General features: G+C 52.6%; 19 protein-coding genes and 1 riboswitch. Of the genes, 16 read left to right on the top strand and 3 right to left on the bottom strand.

Going from position 1 to position 20,266, the window contains the following annotated elements:
• The first annotated feature begins 237 nt into the window (after positions 1 to 237).
• Complete coding sequence (locus NST26_RS17165; RefSeq protein ID WP_340979527.1) at positions 238 to 1,458, top strand: aminotransferase class I/II-fold pyridoxal phosphate-dependent enzyme; 1,221 nt, start codon at positions 238 to 240, stop codon at positions 1,456 to 1,458.
• 112 nt (positions 1,459 to 1,570) lie between these two features.
• Positions 1,571 to 1,927 carry a hypothetical protein gene (locus tag NST26_RS17160; protein WP_340979526.1) on the top strand — a complete coding sequence of 119 codons (357 nt, stop codon included), beginning with the start codon at positions 1,571 to 1,573 and terminating at the stop codon, positions 1,925 to 1,927.
• A 155-nt stretch (positions 1,928 to 2,082) separates the two neighbouring features.
• On the opposite strand, the gene NST26_RS17155 is transcribed toward NST26_RS17160, so the two are convergent.
• Positions 2,083 to 3,033 carry an alpha/beta hydrolase gene (locus NST26_RS17155; RefSeq protein WP_340979525.1) on the bottom strand — a complete coding sequence of 317 codons (951 nt, stop codon included), beginning with the start codon at positions 3,031 to 3,033 and terminating at the stop codon, positions 2,083 to 2,085.
• A 136-nt stretch (positions 3,034 to 3,169) separates the two neighbouring features.
• Between NST26_RS17155 and NST26_RS17150 the strand changes: the two genes are divergently transcribed.
• Entirely contained in the window at positions 3,170 to 3,706 is a 537-nt protein-coding gene (locus NST26_RS17150; protein ID WP_340979524.1) for an RNA polymerase sigma factor, read from the top strand.
• Complete coding sequence (locus tag NST26_RS17145) at positions 3,703 to 5,079, top strand: DUF4179 domain-containing protein (RefSeq protein WP_340979523.1); 1,377 nt, start codon at positions 3,703 to 3,705, stop codon at positions 5,077 to 5,079. Before NST26_RS17150 ends, NST26_RS17145 begins: the two co-directional genes overlap by 4 nt.
• Before the next feature lie 202 nt (positions 5,080 to 5,281).
• Here the strand turns inward: NST26_RS17145 and NST26_RS17140 are convergent, their stop codons facing one another.
• A complete protein-coding gene (locus NST26_RS17140) occupies positions 5,282 to 6,556 on the bottom strand; it encodes an APC family permease (protein ID WP_340979522.1) in 1,275 nt (424 codons plus the stop codon).
• A gap of 120 nt (positions 6,557 to 6,676) precedes the next feature.
• On the opposite strand from NST26_RS17140, the gene NST26_RS17135 reads away from it, so the two are divergent.
• Both NST26_RS17135 and NST26_RS17130 read left to right on the top strand, forming a co-directional pair.
• Positions 6,677 to 7,588, top strand: a complete 912-nt coding sequence (locus tag NST26_RS17135; protein WP_036726540.1) for a LysR family transcriptional regulator — start codon at positions 6,677 to 6,679, stop codon at positions 7,586 to 7,588.
• 36 nt (positions 7,589 to 7,624) lie between these two features.
• On the top strand, positions 7,625 to 8,554 hold the full coding sequence (locus NST26_RS17130; protein ID WP_340979521.1) for a tyrosine-type recombinase/integrase: 930 nt from the start codon (positions 7,625 to 7,627) through the stop codon (positions 8,552 to 8,554).
• A 268-nt stretch (positions 8,555 to 8,822) separates the two neighbouring features.
• Here NST26_RS17130 and NST26_RS17125 read toward each other — a convergent pair whose 3' ends face one another.
• On the bottom strand, positions 8,823 to 9,746 hold the full coding sequence (locus NST26_RS17125; RefSeq protein ID WP_036726543.1) for an L-lactate dehydrogenase: 924 nt from the start codon (positions 9,744 to 9,746) through the stop codon (positions 8,823 to 8,825).
• 199 nt (positions 9,747 to 9,945) lie between these two features.
• Between NST26_RS17125 and NST26_RS17120 the strand changes: the two genes are divergently transcribed.
• From NST26_RS17120 to NST26_RS17075, 10 genes are all read left to right on the top strand, one after another.
• The gene (locus NST26_RS17120) at positions 9,946 to 11,331 is read left to right on the top strand and encodes an APC family permease (protein WP_036726545.1); all 1,386 of its coding nucleotides are present in this window, start codon (positions 9,946 to 9,948) and stop codon (positions 11,329 to 11,331) included.
• An 85-nt stretch (positions 11,332 to 11,416) separates the two neighbouring features.
• On the top strand, positions 11,417 to 12,664 hold the full coding sequence (locus NST26_RS17115) for a WD40/YVTN/BNR-like repeat-containing protein (RefSeq protein WP_036726547.1): 1,248 nt from the start codon (positions 11,417 to 11,419) through the stop codon (positions 12,662 to 12,664).
• Between the two features lie 228 nt (positions 12,665 to 12,892).
• Positions 12,893 to 13,069: a hypothetical protein gene (locus NST26_RS17110; RefSeq protein WP_179090460.1), complete on the top strand. Its 177-nt coding sequence runs from the start codon at positions 12,893 to 12,895 to the stop codon at positions 13,067 to 13,069.
• A 174-nt stretch (positions 13,070 to 13,243) separates the two neighbouring features.
• On the top strand, positions 13,244 to 13,642 hold the full coding sequence (locus tag NST26_RS17105; protein WP_076079279.1) for a DUF2500 domain-containing protein: 399 nt from the start codon (positions 13,244 to 13,246) through the stop codon (positions 13,640 to 13,642).
• A 238-nt stretch (positions 13,643 to 13,880) separates the two neighbouring features.
• Positions 13,881 to 14,303: a cell wall hydrolase gene (locus tag NST26_RS17100; protein WP_036726550.1), complete on the top strand. Its 423-nt coding sequence runs from the start codon at positions 13,881 to 13,883 to the stop codon at positions 14,301 to 14,303.
• Between the two features lie 174 nt (positions 14,304 to 14,477).
• A complete protein-coding gene (gene gerQ, locus NST26_RS17095) occupies positions 14,478 to 14,870 on the top strand; it encodes a spore coat protein GerQ (RefSeq protein WP_245368238.1) in 393 nt (130 codons plus the stop codon).
• Positions 14,871 to 15,186: 316 nt separating this feature from the next.
• Positions 15,187 to 16,503, top strand: coding sequence for a hemolysin family protein (locus NST26_RS17090; protein WP_036726551.1), 1,317 nt, complete (start codon positions 15,187 to 15,189; stop codon positions 16,501 to 16,503).
• 159 nt (positions 16,504 to 16,662) lie between these two features.
• Complete coding sequence (locus NST26_RS17085; protein WP_339257249.1) at positions 16,663 to 18,582, top strand: sensor histidine kinase; 1,920 nt, start codon at positions 16,663 to 16,665, stop codon at positions 18,580 to 18,582.
• Between the two features lie 93 nt (positions 18,583 to 18,675).
• Positions 18,676 to 19,440: a DsbA family protein gene (locus tag NST26_RS17080; RefSeq protein WP_340952472.1), complete on the top strand. Its 765-nt coding sequence runs from the start codon at positions 18,676 to 18,678 to the stop codon at positions 19,438 to 19,440.
• The gene (locus tag NST26_RS17075; protein ID WP_340952474.1) at positions 19,437 to 19,871 is read left to right on the top strand and encodes a disulfide oxidoreductase; all 435 of its coding nucleotides are present in this window, start codon (positions 19,437 to 19,439) and stop codon (positions 19,869 to 19,871) included. Before NST26_RS17080 ends, NST26_RS17075 begins: the two co-directional genes overlap by 4 nt.
• A 226-nt stretch (positions 19,872 to 20,097) precedes the next feature.
• Positions 20,098 to 20,257: riboswitch (cyclic di-AMP (ydaO/yuaA leader) on the top strand.
• Positions 20,258 to 20,266: the final 9 nt, after the last annotated feature.

Here is a 20,266-nt window from a genome sequence, read left to right as displayed (position 1 = left end):
TCGAAAAAACAGCGTATAACATAAATTATACGCTGTTTCACTTCTAATGGACTTTTATATGACTTCTCGAACTAGTTGTCACCTTAAATTGAATGTTTTTGCTGGAATAATATATTAATAATAGGATTGATACCCATCCAAAAAGTTCATCTGTTCTTTCTCCTCTTCGGAGTGTGGAACCCGTGCTATACTATCAAGTGGAAACGGCATTGAAAAACATACGCTGGAGGGAGTCCATTGATTCATAGCAGCAAGCAGCATAAATGGAGATCAGACAAACTGTCTAATCTGGGATCATCGATCTTTGCCGAGGTGGCGGCATGGAAGTCAGAAGCCTGGCAATCGGGACTGGACATCATCGATCTTGGAATTGGCAGTCCGGACCGGGCTCCTCTTCCTGAGATTCGTCAGACGTTAAGTGATGCGGTGCTTCGGGAGAATAGCTATGCCTATCCGTCGTCCAAGGGAAGTGCGGCGTTCCGCAATCAGGCGGCGAGATGGATGCAGTGGCGTTTCGGCGCGGAGGTAGACCCGGAGGAGGAAATGGTGTCCCTGATGGGTTCGCAGGACGGGCTGGCGCATCTGGCCCTGGCCATCTGCAATCCCGGTGATCTGGCGATTGTGCCGGACCCCGGTTATCCCATTTATTCAGGAGCGCTCGCAATAGCGGGGGTTAGGTCTTGGCCGCTGCCGCTCCTAGAGGAGAATGCGTTCCGGCCGGATCTGGAGAGTATTCCTGATGAGGTATGGCGCGAAGCATCCTTTATCCTGCTCAGTTTTCCCGGCAATCCGATTTCGGTTACTGTGGATCTGGCTTATATGGAGCGGCTCGTGGAGCTTGCCCGTAAGTGGGAGGTGCTGGTCGTGCATGATCTGGCGTATTCAGAGATGGGCTTCGATGGTTACCGGCCGATCAGCATCCTCCAGGTACCGGGGGCGCGGGATATCGCCGTTGAATTTCATTCCTTCTCCAAAAGCTTCAACATGGCCGGATGCCGCATCGGCTTCATGACGGGCAATGCGCAGGCCGTCGGGGCGCTGCGGGAGCTGAAAAGCAATGTCGATTACGGTGTCTTCGAGCCGATTCAAGAAGCTGCGGTTGTGGCGCTGGAGCAGGCGATGGACTCCGGGCCGGACCAAGGAGTGGCTGCACTGTATGAGCGGCGGCGGAACCTTGTGGTAGAAGCGCTGCATCTTGAAGGGTGGGGAGTCCCCTCGCCGGAAGCTACTATGTTTATTTGGGCAAGGCTGCCGGATGCCTATGGGAGTATGGGTGAAGCCGGAAGCTCGCGCCGCTTCGCGCATGACCTACTGCTGAGAACCGGAGTAGCTGTTATTCCGGGAGATGCTTTTGGCAGCCAGGGGGAAGGGTATGTGCGAATTGCACTGGTAGAGGAGGAAGAACGTCTGCTGGAAGCCGCCAGGAGGATCGGGGAGTTTCTGCGTTCGGGCAGGTGAGGTTGAGAAGTGCTGTTGAGTAACATAATCAACATTATGTTAACTTGTATAATTCGCTGATCTGAATTCGGGGTAATAAGGATCAACTACAGATTTTCAGGAGGTTGACCTTATGGGATTTAACATTGGAGGATTAGGCGATAAAATACAAGGAGTAGTCGGTTCCCTCAAAGAAGGCCGTGCCTACGAGCTGCTGCAGAAATTACCGCTAAACAAGCTGCCTGTCGAGCAACTTCTGCAGAAGCTGCCGCTGGAGCAACTGCTATCGAGTTCTTTTTTGCAAAAGTTCACTCCCTTCGAGTCCTTGAAGGATCTGCTGCAAAAAGGAGGATTCTCTGCCGGATCAGCAGAGGAGATAAAATCGCTCCCGTCGAATCAGCTCGATGAGCATGTAGCGAAGACGACTTCCTTCGGATCACTGAAGGATATGCTGATCAAAGCAGCGGAGTTCTATTCCCAGCGGAAATAGACGGACCGCAGGTTGCTTCGAAGCAGGTAGTCTAAACCGCACTGCTGCCGGTTCCGGCAACCTCATATCCGGCAACCTCATATATGTAAGCAAGCCCGCACTGGAATTCTCCGGTACGGGCTTGCTTTATTTTTACATAGTTATATTCTAGTGACTTAGTCCTTCAACCATGCCGTTGCCAGCAGCAAAGCTCCTTGGTTAGCCTTAGTGTCTGCCAGCGCGTTCAGCATCACGAAATCGTGGATAATGCCCTGGAAGCGCACTGCCGTAACGGGAACGCCTGCTTCGCGAAGCTTATTCGCATAGGCCTCCCCTTCATCACGAAGCACATCGGCTTCACCTGTGATAATCAAGGCTTCCGGCAGACCGCTAAGCTGGTCCAGACTGGCCCGTAGCGGAGAGGCCGTAATCTGTGCCCGCTCCTCAGGATCGGTGGTATATTGATCCCAGAACCATTTCATGCCTTCGCGCTGGAGGAAATATCCTTCTGCGAACTGATGATACGATTCGGTATCGAAGGAAGCATCTGTAACCGGATAGAAAAGCAATTGCTTAGAGATGGCCGGACCACTGCGTTCTTTGGCCATCAGGGTGATGGCAGCAGTCATGTTACCGCCGACACTGTCCCCGGCGACACTCAGCCTGGATGCATCCAGTCCGTACGTGGAGCCTTCACTAGCAATCCATTCCAGGACTGCGTAGATTTCTTCAATGGCCGTAGGATATTTGGCTTCCGGGGACAGGCTGTATTCCGGGAATACCACTGCGGCGCCCGTACCCACAGTCAGCTCGCGGATGAGCCGGTCATGCGTGTGACTGTTGCCGAATACCCAGCCTGCTCCATGAATGTAGAGAATGACCGGCAAGGAAGTACCGGAGGTGCCTACCGGACGGACAATGCGGACCTTCACTTCACCACCGGGGCCGCCGGTTACGGTCAGATCCTGAAGATCTGCCTCAGGTTTTTCGATATCGCCAGCTTGGACGGTGTTGACCGTTTCGCGGCCTTTTTCCGGACCCAGATCGGGCAGGAAAGGAGGCTTGGCATTATCATCGGCGAATTTCTGAGCTGCAGGTTCAAGAATAACTCTTTTATGATCAGACATAGGTTACAGTCTCCTTCTTCTAGCAGATTAGGTCATGCTCTCCTCATCCATAACCGCCTGACAAGTTTCTGAAACGTAAAGCGAACGGATCGCCCGGGTCAAAGCGTATACCAAGTAGAGAAAGGGGGAGCGAGCGTTGAAGGATTATCCCATCACAGAACAACAGGCCAAGGACATGTTTGAAGCACACTCCGCTTATATTTATGGCATTGCCCTTATGATGACCAAGCAGCGGGTGCTGGCCGATGATATTACCCAGGAGACTTTTCTGCGTGCCTTTGCAAAATATCATTTATATGATCCCTCCAGGCCGCTTCGGCCTTGGCTGTACCGGATTGCCGTCAATACGTCCCGTAATCTGTTACGCAGGAAGACCTGGATACAACTGCTGGCGGGCGTTCCTATAGAGGGAAAAGAGCACTCCGCCGAGAGCATCGCTCTGCATAGTGAGAATCAGCTGGAATTATGGCAGGCGGTCACCCATCTATCCGCGAAGCTGCGCGAAGTGATCTCCCTGCACTATTATGCCGGATTATCGCTTCCCGAAACCGCAGAGGTATTAAGTATTCCGCTGGGAACCTGCAAATCCAGGCTTCATGCGGCACTGCGCAAGCTGAGAGAATGCGGCGAACTTGACCCCGGTGTGCTGATGATGAAGGAGGGGCTTAAATGACGATAGCTAAGGACAGGCTGGATGTTGAATCCGAAGTATTATCCGCTCATTTACAGAAGGAAGCAGAACACATCATACACAGTATGCCTTCTTCTGTTGATTTTGATCAACTGTGGCAGCTGCATACCGGAGGAGTAGCACAAGATAGAAGGGATAGACGTCAGGCGTCACTGTTCAGGAAGTGGGTCATCGGCGCCACAGCTGCGCTGGCTGTTACAGCCGGATCCATTACCGGGATCGGATTCATCTCGCCCCAGGTTGCAGAGGCGCTGCGCGTCATTCCGTTCTTCGATTATCTGTATGCCAAAGGTGGGGGTCGAGAAGAATTAAAGCCCATTGAAGAGAAGCATCTCAGTAATCCGGCAGGTGCGGTTATTGCAGATAAAGGAATAACCTTCAATCTGGTAGAGGAATATTACGATGGCATTTCATTGGTGCTAAATTATGAGGTAACCTATCCGTCATCCTCAGCGCCTATTACCGGCAAGGAAGCGGCTGTCTTCTATAAGCTTAATTTCGAAGGGCATGATCCGCAAAGAATCTCGACCCATGATTTCACGATTACAGGAGATCATACCTTCGTAGGTACAACCCGTCTAAGCTTTGGGGACAAGGATCTGCCGGATCAGCTTAGGCTGAATATGAGTATCGACTGCATAGGGACGACGAGGGGCAACTGGGATGTATCTGTCATGCTGGATAGAGGGAAGAGTGCCGCGCTAAGCACAACGGTCTATCCCAAGAATTTGGATTTCAGGTATGATAACTCACTATATACTGTAGACAAGCTAACATTGGGGCCTTTAACTTCGCAAGTTATTCTGATGAAAAGTTATCCTCATGATTGGCTTAATGTAATGCTTGAAGATGATATTGGAACCTTGTATATGAATAAAGGAGGAGATGGAGCTACTGATGAGTATTATTATTTCAACTTCTCACCGCTTACAGCGTTTAATCCCAAACCGGAATATATGACACTGATCGTCTATGAGACACTAGAAAATGCGCAGATTAAATCACATGAAGATCGTCAACGCTTAAGTGGTTCGCTCCCGCTGACACTAAAGGGGAATGAGGGAGGAACGGTTACGGTTACGGCAGTTGATTATGAGGAAAAGCAGACGGTTGTATATTACGAGGTCAGTCAGGTGATGAGCCAGTTAACTGAGCTAACCTTACTGCAAGGAAAAGGTGAGCCGATCACACAAACAGGACAGCGGGTTCGGATTAACCGGGACAAACTGGCATTTAAACTGATTTTTCCGCCCGTGCAGCCTTCAGATCAGCTTGAGATTAGGGCCCGGTACTTCTCCTATCCAGAGGATATACAGCAATTCCGTCTGCGGATTCCGGTTCAGTGGACCAAATAGTTGCTTAACTACAACGCTTATAAAAGAAAGGCCGCGCCTGTCCTGTTATGGATGGCGTGGCCTGTTTGCGGTTGTAGAGGAATTTTACGAACACAATGGGCAGTGCGGAGGCGCGTGGACCAAATGTAGGCGAAAAACCGAACACAATATGCAAGCTTCCAGGTACACGGGCTGGAAGCAGCGCTCAGATGATTTGTCCCCCTCACCGCTCACCCACACGCCTAGCCCCGGATCTCCAATAGTCCACCCCGGCAAAAGCCGCCGTAATCAGCAGCGGGTAGAGAATCGCCCAGCCTGTGAACGGGAACACGGCAAGTGTGGCGGCGAAGGAAATGACGCTGATCGTTACGCCTGCACGGCTGCCGCGCTGAAGGCGGATTCCGGCGGCACAACCCCCAATATAGGTAAGAATGAAGGTGGCGTTGGGGAAGGTGATCAGTGTGGTTATCGAGAGCGCCCCGCTGCCGTAGAGCGATAATATCAAGGTGAAGCAGAGCGCCAGGAAGCCGATGGCCCCCACAGGCGTTTGATAACGATTGGATAAAAGGCCCATCCAGCCCGGAGCATAACTTTGCCGGGACAAGGCATAAGCCACGCGTGAAGCCGCACCTGCATAGGCAATGATCGTCGCCGTGCAGATGAAGAGACCGGTGAGTCCGGCGATGAAGCCTCCCCATGCCCCCAGCGGCTGGCTGATGATCCATAGCAGGGAGCTATCTGCCCCGCCGTGCAGATAGCTCTGTGTACCTACGGTAGCAAGTGCCGAGAGGAAATACAGGACACCGACAATGATGGCCGCGAGGGTCACACCCTTAACCGCAGCCCGCTCAGGTTCCTTGAACTCTTCCGACAGATGCGAGACTGCTTCCCAGCCGATGAAGCACCAGAAGAGGATCGCCGCCGCCTGCCCGACACTCATCCAGCCATGCGGCGCAAACGGAGTGAAGTGAGCACGCTCCATCCTTGGAAGCGCAGCGGCAAAAGAGAAGACCAGTACGGCAACAATAGCGATCACCACAGCAATTTGCACTTTACCGGCGACCTGCATGCCGATCCAGTTCGTAAGGAGTCCAATGACCAGCATCCCGGCGGCAAGGGCGATTCGGGCCGGATCGCCCCAGCCCATCGCTGCGGTCATGTATCCTGCACCGGTCAATGCGGCGACTGGCGCGCCGATCGGAACGGACAGCAGGAAGAACCAGCCGACAAGGGCCCCGGCCTTCGGCCCGAAGGCTAGAGTCACGAAGTGGGAGACGCCCCCGGCGTTAGGGAACTTGGCAGAGAGCAGGCCCATGGATAAGGCAAGCGGAAGAATGAGCAGGGTCATGAAGCCCCAGGCCAGCAGCGAAGCCGGGCCAGCCATCTCGGCTGCCAGTCCGGGGACAATTAATACCCCCGAACCGAGGACAGCCCCGATGTATAAGGCAACGGCCTGAGGCATGCCGATGGTACGTTGTAACGAGGTGTGTTTCTTCATATGTATAATCCCGCTTTCCTTGTATTTAGTTATAGAGTATCAGATAATAGATCCATTGGAAAAACGGAATTATCAAATAACATCCATTCAAAAAACCGATGGATCAAAGGAAGGTTCGCTATGGAATCGAAGCATCTGTTCACCTTTCTCGTTGTGGTAGAGACCGGCAGCTTCACCCGCGCTGCGCAGAAGCTGGATTATGCCCAGTCCAGCATTACCGCACAGATTCAGGCTCTGGAAGCAGAGCTGGGGCAACCCCTGTTCGACCGGATCAGCAAAAAGATTATGCTTACCGATGCAGGCCGCCGCCTGCTGCCATATGCCCAGGAAATCTCCAAGATGCACACGATGGCTGAGAATGCCCTCCGGTCTGAGACCGAAATCGCCGGTTCGCTGCGGATCGGCGCACCGGAATCCCTGGCGGCCTTCCGGCTTCCCGGAATTATCAAGGATTTCCGCAGCCGTTATCCGCAGGTGCAGATTACCCTGAAGCCGGGGGCCTGCTGGGAGCTGACCGAATTCATCCGCTCCGGGGAGCTGGATCTGGCCTTCCTGCTGCAGCCGGAAACAGAGTATAAGGATATATACTGTGAGACGCTGATTCATGAAGCTATGGCTCTGGTGGCTCCGCTGGATCATCCGCTGCTGGAGCTTGCTGAAGTGGAGCCGCATCAGCTGAAGAACGTAACGATTCTGCATACCGAAGCGGGCTGCACCTACCGCACCTTGTTTGAACGTCATCTGAACAGCCACGGTGTCTTTCCTGATCCGAATCTGGAGTTCTGGAGCATTGAAGCGATCAAGCAGTGCGTGATGGCCGGACTCGGTCTCTCTTTTCTGCCGCAGATTACGGTGAAGCGCGAGCTTGCGGAAGGCAAGCTGGGCCGGCTGAACTGGAATGACCAGTCGCAGCGGGTGGCCACCCAGATCGCTTACCATAACAAGAAATGGAAGTCTCCTGCGCTCAGCGAATTCCTCAGAATGGTAGAGAAGCATGCTGCCGGATGGAGGGAAGCTACTGCGGAGGAATGATATAATAGTTGTACTTAAGAGGGAGGGGGACAGATCATGAATGAGCTGGAACGAACATACGAAGAAGAGCTGGAGGCCTTCCTGATCTGGATGAAGGATGCCGGTTATACAGCACATACCCAGAAATCCTACCTTGCGGATGTGCGGGAATTCCTGGACCATCTGAACGGCAAGGAGCTGGGAACGGTTAAGAAGCTGCATGTGGTGTCCTATCTGACCTCGGTCCGTGAGCGGGGAGTCAGCGATGCCACCCGTAACCGCAAGCATGCCTCGGTTAACTGTCTGTTCAAGGCACTGTCCGAGCTGGAGCTGTTATCTATTAACCCGGCGGCAGGGATCAAGAAATCCAAGACCGACAAAAACCGTGAGCCGGTCTATCTGGAGGAGAAAGAGCTGGAGCGGTTCCTCTCAGCGGTGGACGGCAAGTACAGAAGCCGCAATCTGGCGGTCTTCCTGCTTATGTCCTATATGGGGCTGCGGGTAGGGGAAGTACATACGCTGAATCTGAGTGATTATAATGTAGACCGACGCACTCTGCGGGTCTTCGGCAAAGGGCGCAAATGGCGGGGCATACCGGTTCCGGAGGATGTAGCCCCGTATCTCGATCAGGCGATTGCGGACCGGCTGGCCCCTTGGCGCAGCAAAGAAGAGGCCATGTTCATCTCGCAGAAGGGCCGCAGATTGTCGATCCGGGGAATTCAGGGCATTGCTGCGGATACCTTCAGCCGCTTCCAGAGTGAGCTGCCCTCTTCCCAGCAGCGTGCCTATTCGAGCCATAAGCTGCGGCATTCGTTCGCCACTATGCTGCTGCGCAAGGGCGCGGATCTGCGGACGGTGCAGGAGCTGCTGGGTCACTCTTCCATTCAGACAACTACAGTCTATACCCATATCACGAGCCGGGAGAAGGAAGAGGCGATGTCCCGACTGCAAATCAGCAGCGCTGATAAGCTGAGTGGTAGCCTGTAATCGAACTGTCTAGCATTATTATCACTTGAACTATGAATTTTTGTTCATATCCTAACTCATAAATTACATGCAATGTGCATTTTAATGATGACAACTTGTCTATGAATTGCTACCATGAGAAAGGGAAAAACGGAGATGAGAAATCAACCGCATCATTCGCTTTAGTCGCTTAACGCGTCTTCGCGTCTTGTAAATGCTTGGATGCTTAGATTTCAAAAAAAAGGCCGCCAATCCCTGCGGATTGGCGGCCGGCTCGTTCCGGCTGGAATTATAGCTCCAGCTTGGTAATTTCACTCTTGAGCTTGTCAGCGGACTGCTGGAATAAGCTCTGTTCTTCTTCGCTGAGCGGAAGATCAAGCACCTCACGCACACCGGAGCGGTCCACAACACACGGAGCGCCGAGGAACACATCGGAGACGCCGTTGTAATTGTTCAGTAGTGTAGATACATTCAGAACGGAGCCTTCATTGTTCAGGATGGACGCTACAATGCGGTCCAGTGCAAGCGCGATGGCGTAGGAGGTCGATCCCTTGGCATCGATAATCTCGTAAGCGGCATTCTTCGTATCCTCGAAGATTTCTTTGCGTTCGGCTTCATCGAAGCCCAGATCAATCCCGGCGACATTGGCGAGACTCCAGACCGGCAGCTCGGAATCGCCATGCTCCCCGATGATCTGTCCATGGATGCTGCGCGGGTCAATCTCCTTGTGCTTCCCGATCAGGTAACGGAAGCGGGCGCTGTCCAGTACCGTTCCTGAGCCGATAACCCGTCTGCGGTCGAAGCCGCTGATCTTCAGGGTGGCGTACGCCAGGATATCGACCGGATTGGTCGCAATCAGCAGGATCGCGTGCTGGTTGTATTTCGTGATTTTCTGGATGATATCTTTGAAGATCGAGATGTTCTTGCGGAGCAGGTCGATCCGGGTTTCACCAGGCTTCTGGGAGGCTCCGGCAGTGACGATAATAATGTCGGCTTCGCGGCAATCCTCATAGGTACCGGCCCATAGCTTCACGCCTCCTACAAAAGGCATACCATGGTTCATATCCAGCGCTTCACCAAGCGCCTTCTGGTGGTTCACATCGATCAGTACAAGCTCGGGCATGCGCTTACGCAGCAGCAGCGTATAGGCTGTAGTGGTTCCGACTGCACCGGTACCGATGACTACAACACGATTGGGCTTAAATGGGGCCATGTCAAATCTCCTCCAGCATTTGTATTTTGGTAGTATAAGGAAGGCAGAGCCATTCCACTTGCTGTCCAATCTTATCCATCATAATCGCTAGGGATAGTGTTTTCAAGCTATCCGTTTTTCATCCATTACCCGTAATAGGGTAAGCTAACAACGATTTTTCTGTTATCCACTCAACCACTTGACAGGAGCGAACTGAAGTATGGATTTATTCCGCAAAAAACCGCTGGCCATTCCCCAGAATGCCGGAGCGGAGAAACTTAGCAAGACACTGGGCGCCTTGGATTTGACGATGCTTGGGGTAGGAGCCATTATCGGCACCGGGATCTTTGTTATGACGGGGGTGGCTGCTGCGGAGCATGCCGGCCCGGGACTGGTGCTGTCCTTCATCATCGCGGGGATTGCCTGTGTGCTATCCGCCTTGTGCTATTCTGAATTTGCTTCGACCCTGCCGGTATCCGGCAGCGCCTATGCCTATAGCTATGTCGCCTTCGGCGAATTGCTGGCCTGGGTGCTCGGCTGGGATCTTGTACTGGAATACGGGGTTGCCGCCGCAGCGGTAAGCAGCGGATGGTCCGGTTATTTCCAGGGTCTGCTGGAGGGCTTCGGGATACATTTGCCCACAGCTTTGTCTGGAGCGTATAATGCGGATAAGGGAACATTCATCAATCTGCCTGCCGTCATCATTATCCTGCTGATCTCCTATCTGCTGACACGGGGGGTCAAGGAGACCGCCCGCTTCAACGCAGTGATGGTCGCAATTAAGATCTCCGTGGTGCTGCTGTTCATCATCACCGGTATTTTCTATGTAAAGCCGGAGAACTGGACGCCCTTCCTGCCGTTCGGGATTCATGGCGTGATGAACGGCGCGGCCACTGTATTTTTTGCCTATATCGGCTTTGATGCCATTTCAACCGCGGCAGAAGAAGTGAAGCGTCCGCAGCGCGATCTTCCAATCGGGATTATCTCATCCCTTGCGATCTGTACAGTCTTATATATCGCCGTATCCTTGGTCCTGACGGGCATCGTGCCTTATCAGAGCCTGAATGTCAGCGATCCGGTGTCCTTTGCGCTGCGGTTTGTGGGCCAGAATATGATTGCCGGACTGATCTCCATCGGGGCGATTGCCGGAATGACAACCGTTCTGCTGGTTATGCTGTTCGGCCAGACCCGCTTGCTGTTCGCTATCTCGCGTGACGGGCTGCTGCCGAAGAGCTTGTCCAAGGTTAGCGCCAAGACGCATACCCCGGTGCGCAGCACCTGGATGGTGGGCAGCCTGATCGCTGTGCTTACCGGCTTCGTACCTCTGGACAGGCTGGCGAATCTGACGAGTATCGGCACTTTATTTGCCTTCCTGGTTGTGTCTCTCGGGGTCATTATGCTCCGCCGGACGAAGACAGATCTCCGCAGAGGCTTCCGTGTTCCTTGGGTTCCGCTGGTTCCACTCCTTAGTGCGGCAGCCTGCGGGTATTTAATGTATAATCTCGGCAGAGAGACCTGGATTGGCTTCATCATCTGGGTTGCGTTCGGACTGGTGATTTACTCATTGTACGGCTACAAACGCAGTAATCTGAATACGAAGAAATAATCTTTTAACTACTCATTAATGTAGAAAAGGAGAGAGAGCATTGTCAGCCAAAGCTTCATGTTCCAAGGTTCTAAGAGTGGCGTTGATGCTTCTTATGACTCTGCTGATTCTCTCAGCTTGCTCGTCCGCCCCTCCGCCGGAGGCAACCCGGCCTCCTCAGCCGACTGAAGCGCCGGAAGAAGGGCAGATGATTACAGTCATTACCCCGGATAACAAGAATGTCGAACCCGAAAATGCAAAGAAATACCAGATTCAGACGCGGCTGACCGATTTCCGGCTGCTCAACCCCTCAGCAGGACTAGCCTGGGGGGTAACGCGCAATGAGCTTCGAATGTACATGACGCTGAATAACGGCAAGACCTGGGCGAATATCTCTCCAGCTACGAATGTACAATTTCTAAGCAATCCGGTCTACGGCAAAGAGATTTTTTTCACCGACCCTGAGCATGGCTGGATCATCCGCAGCTCGTTCGGCTCCACCGAGACCGTGGTGCTGCGTACCACAGACGGTGGACACAGCTGGCAGATCTCAGCGTTCCCCGATTCCAACAAGCTGTCCTCCATCTATTTCAGCTCCAGCCGCAGCGGCTGGCTGATGACCAAGTGGGATGCAAGTGCGACCAAAGAGAGCAAAGCCTTGTATGCTACCAAGGATGGCGGAGCCACCTGGAATCTGGTGATGCAGAATGAGCAGTATAATCCGAATCTGCCGACTAGTTCCATACCGCATGCGGGGGTAACGACCGGGATGATCTTTGGTGACGAGAGCCGGGGGTTTGTTATGCTGCAGACCGGCGCTCTGCCCAAGATTTATATGACCAGGGACGGAGGAGCGACCTGGGTATCGGGTTCGGAATTCCTGGTCAATGACAGCTTTGCCGGATGTGACCGGGTGGTTACCGGTGTTCCTGAATTCTTCGGGGAGAATGCGTCGGGGGGCTGGATGCCGGTCGGCTGTCAGAGGGAAAAGGAAGGCAGCATGACCTATAACGGCTATTTTACCGCCAATGGGGGAGAGAACTGGAAATTCACCACTTTCGGGCGGCCGGCGCTATCCGGCATGAACCGGAATGTGGCCCCCGACTTCCTGAATGCCATGACAGGCTGGTCGCTGGAAGGTAATCTGCTCTATAAGACGGTGGACCAGGGAGTGACCTGGACAGCCCTCCCGGCCAGCACGGTGCTGCAGTCCAAGCTCCTGGAGTATCCGGAGGTAGTGAAGCTGCAGTTCATTTCAAATGATGTCGGCTGGCTGCTGATCTCGAAGGAGGAGGACCGCAAGTCGATCCTGCTTCAGACCACTAACGGCGGCGAGAGCTGGCGTGTAATGTAATACTGTACAAGAGGTTGTCCGTTCTGACGGACACCCTCTTTTTTTACATTAAATCCGCTTAAAGGCCTCTACAATATAAGGAAAAATCTTATTTAAAATTTTCTTTAAAAGTGTGAAAAAAATCACATGACAAACTTTGAATCCTGTGATATATTTAACACATAGAGAACAAGTTATTTTTTTCACAAACTTTCAAACAAACTTCCAACCCGAAGAGGAGAGATTACAATGACAACTTTTGAAACGGATTATATGACTAGAAACCTGATGCAATTGTGCTACAACTGCGATGACGCTCACCTGTGCCAGACTGAAGAACAATGCAAAGCCTGCTGGGCAGAGAACGGCATGATGCCGGAAGAAACGAACGAAACCAGACAACTGTTAGACCTCGTACATGCTTAATCTAACCGCCACTCGGGTATTATAGAAGGCCATTTGAGTTCCCGGCAGTACCGGAGCCTGAATGGTCTTTTTGCCGTTTCTACCGGTGCTGTCTTGCAGACAAGAGGCATATACATGTAGAGAAGCCTGTAGGGGCAGGTGTGCTAACTACTTGGGAATAAGGGGGAAGAGACAATGGGAACGGGGAGTGATCCATCCTGGCTGTTCGATTTTACAGGAACGGTATTGCCGGTCTTTCTCGCTCTGGTCGTGGGGATCATCGCTGTGTCTGCTGGCCGGGGATTGCTTCAGTGGAGCCGGAACAATAATGCCCCCCTGCAGTCCATTCCCGCCCGTATCGTGAGCAAGCGGACCGAAGTGCGCCAGCAGCAGTCCCAGGAGGATAGTCTCTCCAGCCGGACCAGCACCACCTACTATCTGACCTATGAAGCTGAGGATGGGGTGCGCAGGGAATTCAAGGTGGAGGGACAGGAATACGGGATGAGCGCTGAGGGGGATCAAGGCATACTGACGTATCAGGGGACACGGTATCATGGCTTTCAGCGGCGTCCTCACTACTCCACGGCGGAGTAGCTAAGATGGCAATGTATTATAGATGGTGATAGGACCCCCTGGTTCCCGCTGTGGAGCCAGGGGGTTTTTGCGTGTATCCGGCATAGAGATGGAAGAAGAGGAAGCAGGAAATTGGGCGCAGACTGTCACCTCCTGGGCGAATACACATACAATACAGCGAGCAGCAAAAGAACAACGGAGAATCACATAGTTTTCATAGCTTCACCCGTCTATGAAATGAATGTAAGGAGGAGAACGCGTGGCTGTCATCAAAACAAACTCGGAGGACGTAAGAGTGCTTGCACGGCTGATGCGGGCAGAGGCTGAAGAGGATGGAGAGTCAGGCATGCTGATGGTCGGCAATGTCGGCGTGAACCGGATTCTTGGCAATTGTCTGGATTTCAACAACATCCGCAGTGTGAACGACATGGTGTACCAGAGCCCCGGCGGCTTCGAAGCCCCGCAGAAGGGATACTTCTATCAACGGGCGCGGGAAGCCGATATCCGGCTGGCGAAACGTGCGATTGCCGGGGAGCGAACCTGGCCGGCCTCGAATGCGCTCTGGTTCTTCCGCCCTGTCGGCGACTGTCCGGCGACCTGGTACAATCAGCAGAATACCGGACGCTACAAGGCTCACTGCTTCTTCACTCCGACACAGGGAGATTGTCCGGCAGTATACTAGGCAAGACAAGGTATTTATTACACTTTAGGAGGTAATCCGTACATGATCGTTCAACCGTACCGCCCAGTTCCTTATATGATGGGCAGCAATCCAGCAGGCAGCATGAACAATATGAACAATATGAATAATATGGAGAACATGAATAACATGAACAACATGGGGCACATCGGGAATATGGGGAAAATGGGAAACATGGGGAACATGGGCACCATGGTCGCTATGCCGCCTCAGGTCAGCAGCGGCAGTCCCATGATGCCTGGCGGCACGGTGGTCTCCACAGCCGCACCTGTGTTTGAACAGTCCTATGTGGAGAACATATTCCGCCTGAACCTGGGCAAGGTGGGCACCTTCTATTTCACATATGAGAACAACAAGGACTGGAATGCCAAGGTCTATACCGGGGTGCTGGAAGCTGCGGGCCGTGACCACCTGATTATCAGTGACCGTGCTACCGGCCAGCGGGTAGTGCTGCTGATGGTTAACTTTGATTACGCTACTTTCGAAGAGCCGCTTGTCTATCAATATCCGGGCGTTGTCGGGAATCCGCTTGGAGTGCGCAACTGCTAATCCGCTTTTTTCGGCCATTTATCCATAGAATCATCCAAAAACGGCTGTCCGCCTTGGTTTGAGGCGGTCAGCCGTTACTTATGCTCCCGTACGTACATATGCTGTATTTTTCGAGGGGACACGCATGCTTGCTGTTTCACCTAATATATTTATATAATGAAAGTATTATTTCTAATCCGTGATTTTGTATAGGAGATGAGGGCATTGGGGAATTGATACGCAAGGGTTCTTTTAGCGTAATCGAGTCTGACATTTTGAGCAAACGAAGGAGGTGGGCCTATCCAGCCGTACAGATTACGGTGGATAGGAGTATAAATTGAGCGACCCTTTACCCGGTATATTACATGTAGGACTTATTATTTTGCTTGTGCTGCTTAACGGTTTTTTCGTTTCGGTGGAGTACGCGATGGTGAAGGTGCGCAGCGGGCGCATTGAATCGCTGATTGAGGAAGGCAGCAAGAGAGCGCTGGCCGCAAGGAACATCGTCCATAATCTGGATGGCTTCCTGTCGGCCTGCCAGCTTGGGGTAACCCTTGCTTCACTTGCACTGGGCTGGCTCGGTGAACCGGCCGTGGCCACGATTGTGGGGCCGCTGGTCAGGGGTCTGGGCTTTGATGATACTACTGTATTTGTCATCTCCCTGATTATTGCCTTCATGTTCATCACGGTTCTCCATATCGTACTCGGCGAGCTTGCACCGAAGACCATTGCTGTGAATAAGGCTGAGGCGGTGCTTCTGTTAACTGCGGGACCGATGAACGTTTTCTACCGGATCATGTTTCCATTCATCTGGGTGGTTAACGGGCTGGCCCGGGGACTGCTGCGGATCTTCCGTCTGACACCGGCTTCCGAGCTGGCTACTGCGCATACGGAGGAAGAAATCCGCATCCTGATGCAGGAGAGTAACAAAAGCGGCTTGATCGACAACACAGAAATGACACTGGTGGATAATATTTTTGGATTTGCCGACACGATGGCCCGGGAGATTATGATTCCGCGTACCGAGATGATCTGTCTGAACACGCATCTGGAGACGGAGGAGAATCTGGAGATTGCCTTCGATGGAATGAGAACCCGGTATCCGGTCTGTGACGGAGACAAGGACCATATTCTTGGCTTCATTCATATTAAGGATATGATCCGGGAGAAGGCGCCGAGCTATAATGAATTGATCCGTCCGATATTGACGGTACCGGAATCGATTCAGATCAGCAGCCTCCTGAAGGTCATGCAGCGTGCCAAGACCCAGATCGCCATTCTTATTGATGAGTACGGCGGTACCTCGGGGATGGTTACACTGGAGGATATTATGGAAGAGATTGTCGGTGAGATTCAGGATGAGTTCGACGAGGAGCGGCCCGGCATTGAGCAGCTGGGAGAGGATGAGTTCTCCGTTGACGGCCTGATGCTGATTGAAGAGATTAACGACAAGCTCGGAATCCATATGGAGACTGATGATTATGATACGATCGGCGGCTGGCTGTATTCCAAGCTGGAGGTTAATCCGCCGCAAAAGGGCCAGTCCATTGAGTTCGACAATCATTTATTCGTGGTCGAAGAAACCGATAATAAGCGGATTTCCCGGATCAAGCTGCTGAAGCTGCAGTTATTGACGGAAGAAGCCGGAGCATAAGCTGCTGCATACAATATAAGCATGGCGCTACTACAGCGCTGTGCTTTTTTTGTTATAAGGATGAAGTGTTCTGACCTATCTCCGATTCGGCCGGATTTAAGGCGGGTAAGGAAGTGTAAATACATGTAATCTATCCGATTCAAGAAAGGGGCGGGAGCGTTGAAGCATCCTTTTAACACTTACAATGATCTGCTTGTCCTCTTGTCGGTGGCGATAGCCTTTCTCTCCTGCTTCACGGCGCTCGATCTGACGGAACGTCTGCTTCGCGGCCAGCGGAGCTCCCGGTTCATCCTGCTCATCTCCCTGGTGCTTGGCACAGGCCTGTGGAGCATGCATTTCATCGGGATGCGTGCAATGGATATGGCCGTTCCGGTATCGTATAATCTGCCGCTACTGGCGTTCTCTCTAGTGATTCCCGTGGCAGCTTCTTATATGCTGTTAGCTATGCTGAATAACCCGCACACCCGCAGCAGGGTCTATCTGGCTCTGGGCGGCCTCTTGTTCAGCAGCGGCATCCTGATTATGCATTTCAGCGGAATTCTGTCGATGAGACTTACGGCAACGTATGAGCAAGGCGCTTTCTCAATTATAATGGCGGTATTATTCGCCCTGATCGTTCCGGTGGTCACCGCTTCCTACGATCCGAAGTGGCTGGAGCAGGCCTACAATATGTTCAGCTTCAAAAAGCTGCTGCTTGTCCTGACCCTGACCGGCGCGTTCACAGGCATCCATTACGCTGCCATGGCGGGCGCTTCATTCTCTCCAGGAGAACCGTCCAGTGCAGCCGCGCACGTGCTCTATTTGCAGGATTCGATACTGGGAATGATCCTCTGCGGCTCCTTCCTGTTCATTGTGTCGATCGTCCTTGCTCTGTTGTACAGGGACCGGCAGCGGGTACTCCAGTCAGCCGCCTTCAATGAGCAGCGGTATACTGCGCTGTTCGAGCATAACCCTGATATGGTAATCTGCATTGATCCTGCCCGTAAGAAGATAATCAGTGCTAATCCTGCTCTGCGGGACATTACCGGATATAGCAGCGAAGAACTGGGGAATTATAAGGCGATACTATACAGCGAACGGGATGAAGCTGCCGTACGGGATGCCATAACGCGCGCTTCACGGGGGCAGTCCTCCAAGCTGGAGCTGAAGGTACGGAGCAAAGGCGGGGAGCAGCTGATCTGTAGTGTCACCGTCTTTCCTTTGCTGCATCATACGGAGCAGTGGGTCTATATTGTGGCCGAGGATGTGACTGCCCTGATGAAGTATCAGTATGAGCTGCTGGAGGCCAGGGATACCGCGGAGAGTGCGGTGACGATGAAAAGCGAGTTCCTCGCCACCATGAGCCATGAAATCCGCACGCCGCTGAACGGCATTATCGGCGTCAACCAGCTGCTGTCCGAGGAGATCAGCAATCCTGAGCATCTGGAGCTCCTGCGGCTTCAGAGTACAAGCAGCCATGCTCTGCTGCATGTGATGAGCGATATTCTCGACATCTCCCGGCTGGAGGCGGATGCCCTCTCGCTGAACAAGGATTCTTTCGGGCTGAAGGCGCTGCTCCAGGGCTGTATGGACCTGTTCATGGTGAGCACACAAGACAAGCCGTTATCTCTGGAGCTTCTGATCGAGGAGGGGCTTCCTGACAAGTTCACCGGGGATGCTGCGCGTATCCGCCAGATTCTCATCAACCTGATCGGCAATGCGGTGAAATTCACGCCATCCGGCACGGTAACGGTTAAGGTGGAGTCCTATGGCGTCAGGGAGACCGCTCAGGCGCTGCAATTCATGGTGCGCGACACCGGCATTGGCATCTCACCGGATAAGCTGCAGCTGCTCTTCCAGTCCTTCTCGCAGGTGGACGGGTCGCATACCCGTAAGTACCCCGGCACGGGTCTGGGCCTTGCGATCTGCAAGAAGCTTGTAGACCTGATGCAAGGAGAGATCTGGGCAGAACCGGCAGAAGGGGGCGGCACACAATTCTTCTTCAGAATTAAGCTGCAGTCGCAGGAGCATTCCCCGGAGGTATTTTTCGGCAAGGATACAGGGGAGGGGGAGTCAGCGGAGGAGAATGAAGCCGTATAAGACAGCGATTGCCAACAAGAGAGTTAACATTATATAATTTGAAAGTAACTATTCTTTTATCACGATAGTCCTGAGGACGGAAAGGAACTCTCTTTGAGCAAAACAAAAAAGAACAATGTCACGGCTCCCCAGATGAGCAAGCAGGAGAAGCGCAGGGCAGAGCAGGAGCAGCAGAAGCAGAAAACGAGAATTCTGATCGTGAGTACGGTGGCCATCGTCATTATTATTTTTGTAGGCTTATTTATGCTGGCATCGAAGGACTCTTCGCCTGCCGGTACAGACAGTAAGCCGGTTGCCTTCAATTACAGCGAAATGATGCGGCTTGGCAAGGAGGATGCTCCGGTCAAAATTGTGGAATTCGGCGATTTCAAATGTCCGGCTTGCGCCCAGTTCACCGGTGTGATCAAGCCGCAGATCGTTCAGGGCTATGTCGATCAGAATAAAGCAGCCTTCTATTTCGTGAATCTGGCCTTCCTCGGTACGGATTCCAGAACGGCCTCCCTGGCAGCGCTATCGGTCTATCATCAGAACCAGGAAGCGTTCTGGAAGTATTTCGATGCGATCTATGCCAATCAGGGGAATGAAGAGAAGGAATGGGCTACACCTGACTTCCTGGTGAGTCTCGCCAAGCAGCTGGAGCTGCCGGTGGATTACGACCTGCTGCGCAAGGACATTGACGAGCGTACCTACGTAAGCGAGCTGGAGCGGGATATTCAGCTTGGCACCGATACGGGCGTAACGAATACGCCTTCCTTGTACGTGAACGGCATCAAGGTGAAGGAGCCTTTCAATATGGAGGCGATTGACGCCCAGATTCAGGCAGCAACAGCAGCAGCGGGAGCAGGGACCGCCCAATGACCGCCTTCTCTGCCTTCTGCCGGCGTAACTGTCTCTACTTGGCCTGGTTCGTCTGTGTGGTGGCTGTAGCAGGAAGCCTGTATCTCAGTGAGGTCCTAAATTACGAGCCCTGTAAGCTGTGCTGGTTCCAGCGGATCTTCATGTATCCGCAGCTGTTCCTGCTGGGGATCGCCACCTACCGGGGGGACAAGCGGATCATTCCATACGTGCTTCCCCTTAGTCTGATTGGCGGCAGCATCTCCATATATCATTATGCGGAGCAGAAAATTCCGGCGCTCAGCAAGGTGCTTCCCTGTACCATCGGCGTACCGTGCAACAAGGATTATCTGAACTGGTTCGGATTTATAACGATCCCTCTGCTTGCACTTATAGCCTTTGCCTTAATCTCCATTCTGCTCTGGACAGGACGCAAAGAGGAGCCTGCGGAGTAAGAAGCTGACGGGCAGAAGGAAGAGAAGAGAATACCCTTAATTTTAGTAAAAAATAATATGCAAAAACCCTGTAAAATCACGTGGTAAAGGGATAATGAAAGAGAATGAAAGATCAAGACATACCGGATGATGAATTTGGTTGTTTTGAGTGCTTTTCATTCTTTTTTCATTTGTTTCCACGCTTTACGGAAGACGTGTTGTAGCTTAATATTAGTCCTTGTGAGAAGTTGAATATGCGCTGAATTTTCCGGAAGGAAAAACGGGGGAACCACACTTTGGCCAAGGCCAAAAGGGGTGAATCGGAGCAGGCTACTTGACCTGTAACCGTAGGGCTACCACAGTCCGAATCCGCCAGCTAACCTCGTAAGCCACTAGTGGGATAATGACCATGCACA

Origin of the sequence: Paenibacillus sp. FSL R7-0128 (assembly GCF_038002245.1) — a bacterium.
Taxonomy (GTDB): domain Bacteria; phylum Bacillota; class Bacilli; order Paenibacillales; family Paenibacillaceae; genus Paenibacillus_AQ; species Paenibacillus_AQ silagei.
This window is presented reverse-complemented; position numbering and strand designations above follow the sequence as displayed.

What these genes read in the sequence shown, in the direction of transcription:
- NST26_RS17160 (WP_340979526.1), top strand. Translation starts at nt 1,571, where the DNA reads ATGGGATTTAACATTGGAGGATTAGGCGATAAAATACAAGGAGTAGTC.
- NST26_RS17155 (WP_340979525.1), bottom strand. Translation starts at nt 3,033, where the DNA reads ATGTCTGATCATAAAAGAGTTATTCTTGAACCTGCAGCTCAGAAATTC.
- NST26_RS17145 (WP_340979523.1), top strand. Translation starts at nt 3,703, where the DNA reads ATGACGATAGCTAAGGACAGGCTGGATGTTGAATCCGAAGTATTATCC.
- NST26_RS17140 (WP_340979522.1), bottom strand. Translation starts at nt 6,556, where the DNA reads ATGAAGAAACACACCTCGTTACAACGTACCATCGGCATGCCTCAGGCC.
- NST26_RS17135 (WP_036726540.1), top strand. Translation starts at nt 6,677, where the DNA reads ATGGAATCGAAGCATCTGTTCACCTTTCTCGTTGTGGTAGAGACCGGC.
- NST26_RS17130 (WP_340979521.1), top strand. Translation starts at nt 7,625, where the DNA reads ATGAATGAGCTGGAACGAACATACGAAGAAGAGCTGGAGGCCTTCCTG.
- NST26_RS17125 (WP_036726543.1), bottom strand. Translation starts at nt 9,746, where the DNA reads ATGGCCCCATTTAAGCCCAATCGTGTTGTAGTCATCGGTACCGGTGCA.
- NST26_RS17120 (WP_036726545.1), top strand. Translation starts at nt 9,946, where the DNA reads ATGGATTTATTCCGCAAAAAACCGCTGGCCATTCCCCAGAATGCCGGA.
- NST26_RS17115 (WP_036726547.1), top strand. Translation starts at nt 11,417, where the DNA reads ATGCTTCTTATGACTCTGCTGATTCTCTCAGCTTGCTCGTCCGCCCCT.
- NST26_RS17110 (WP_179090460.1), top strand. Translation starts at nt 12,893, where the DNA reads ATGACAACTTTTGAAACGGATTATATGACTAGAAACCTGATGCAATTG.
- NST26_RS17105 (WP_076079279.1), top strand. Translation starts at nt 13,244, where the DNA reads ATGGGAACGGGGAGTGATCCATCCTGGCTGTTCGATTTTACAGGAACG.
- gerQ (WP_245368238.1), top strand. Translation starts at nt 14,478, where the DNA reads ATGGGGAAAATGGGAAACATGGGGAACATGGGCACCATGGTCGCTATG.
- NST26_RS17075 (WP_340952474.1), top strand. Translation starts at nt 19,437, where the DNA reads ATGACCGCCTTCTCTGCCTTCTGCCGGCGTAACTGTCTCTACTTGGCC.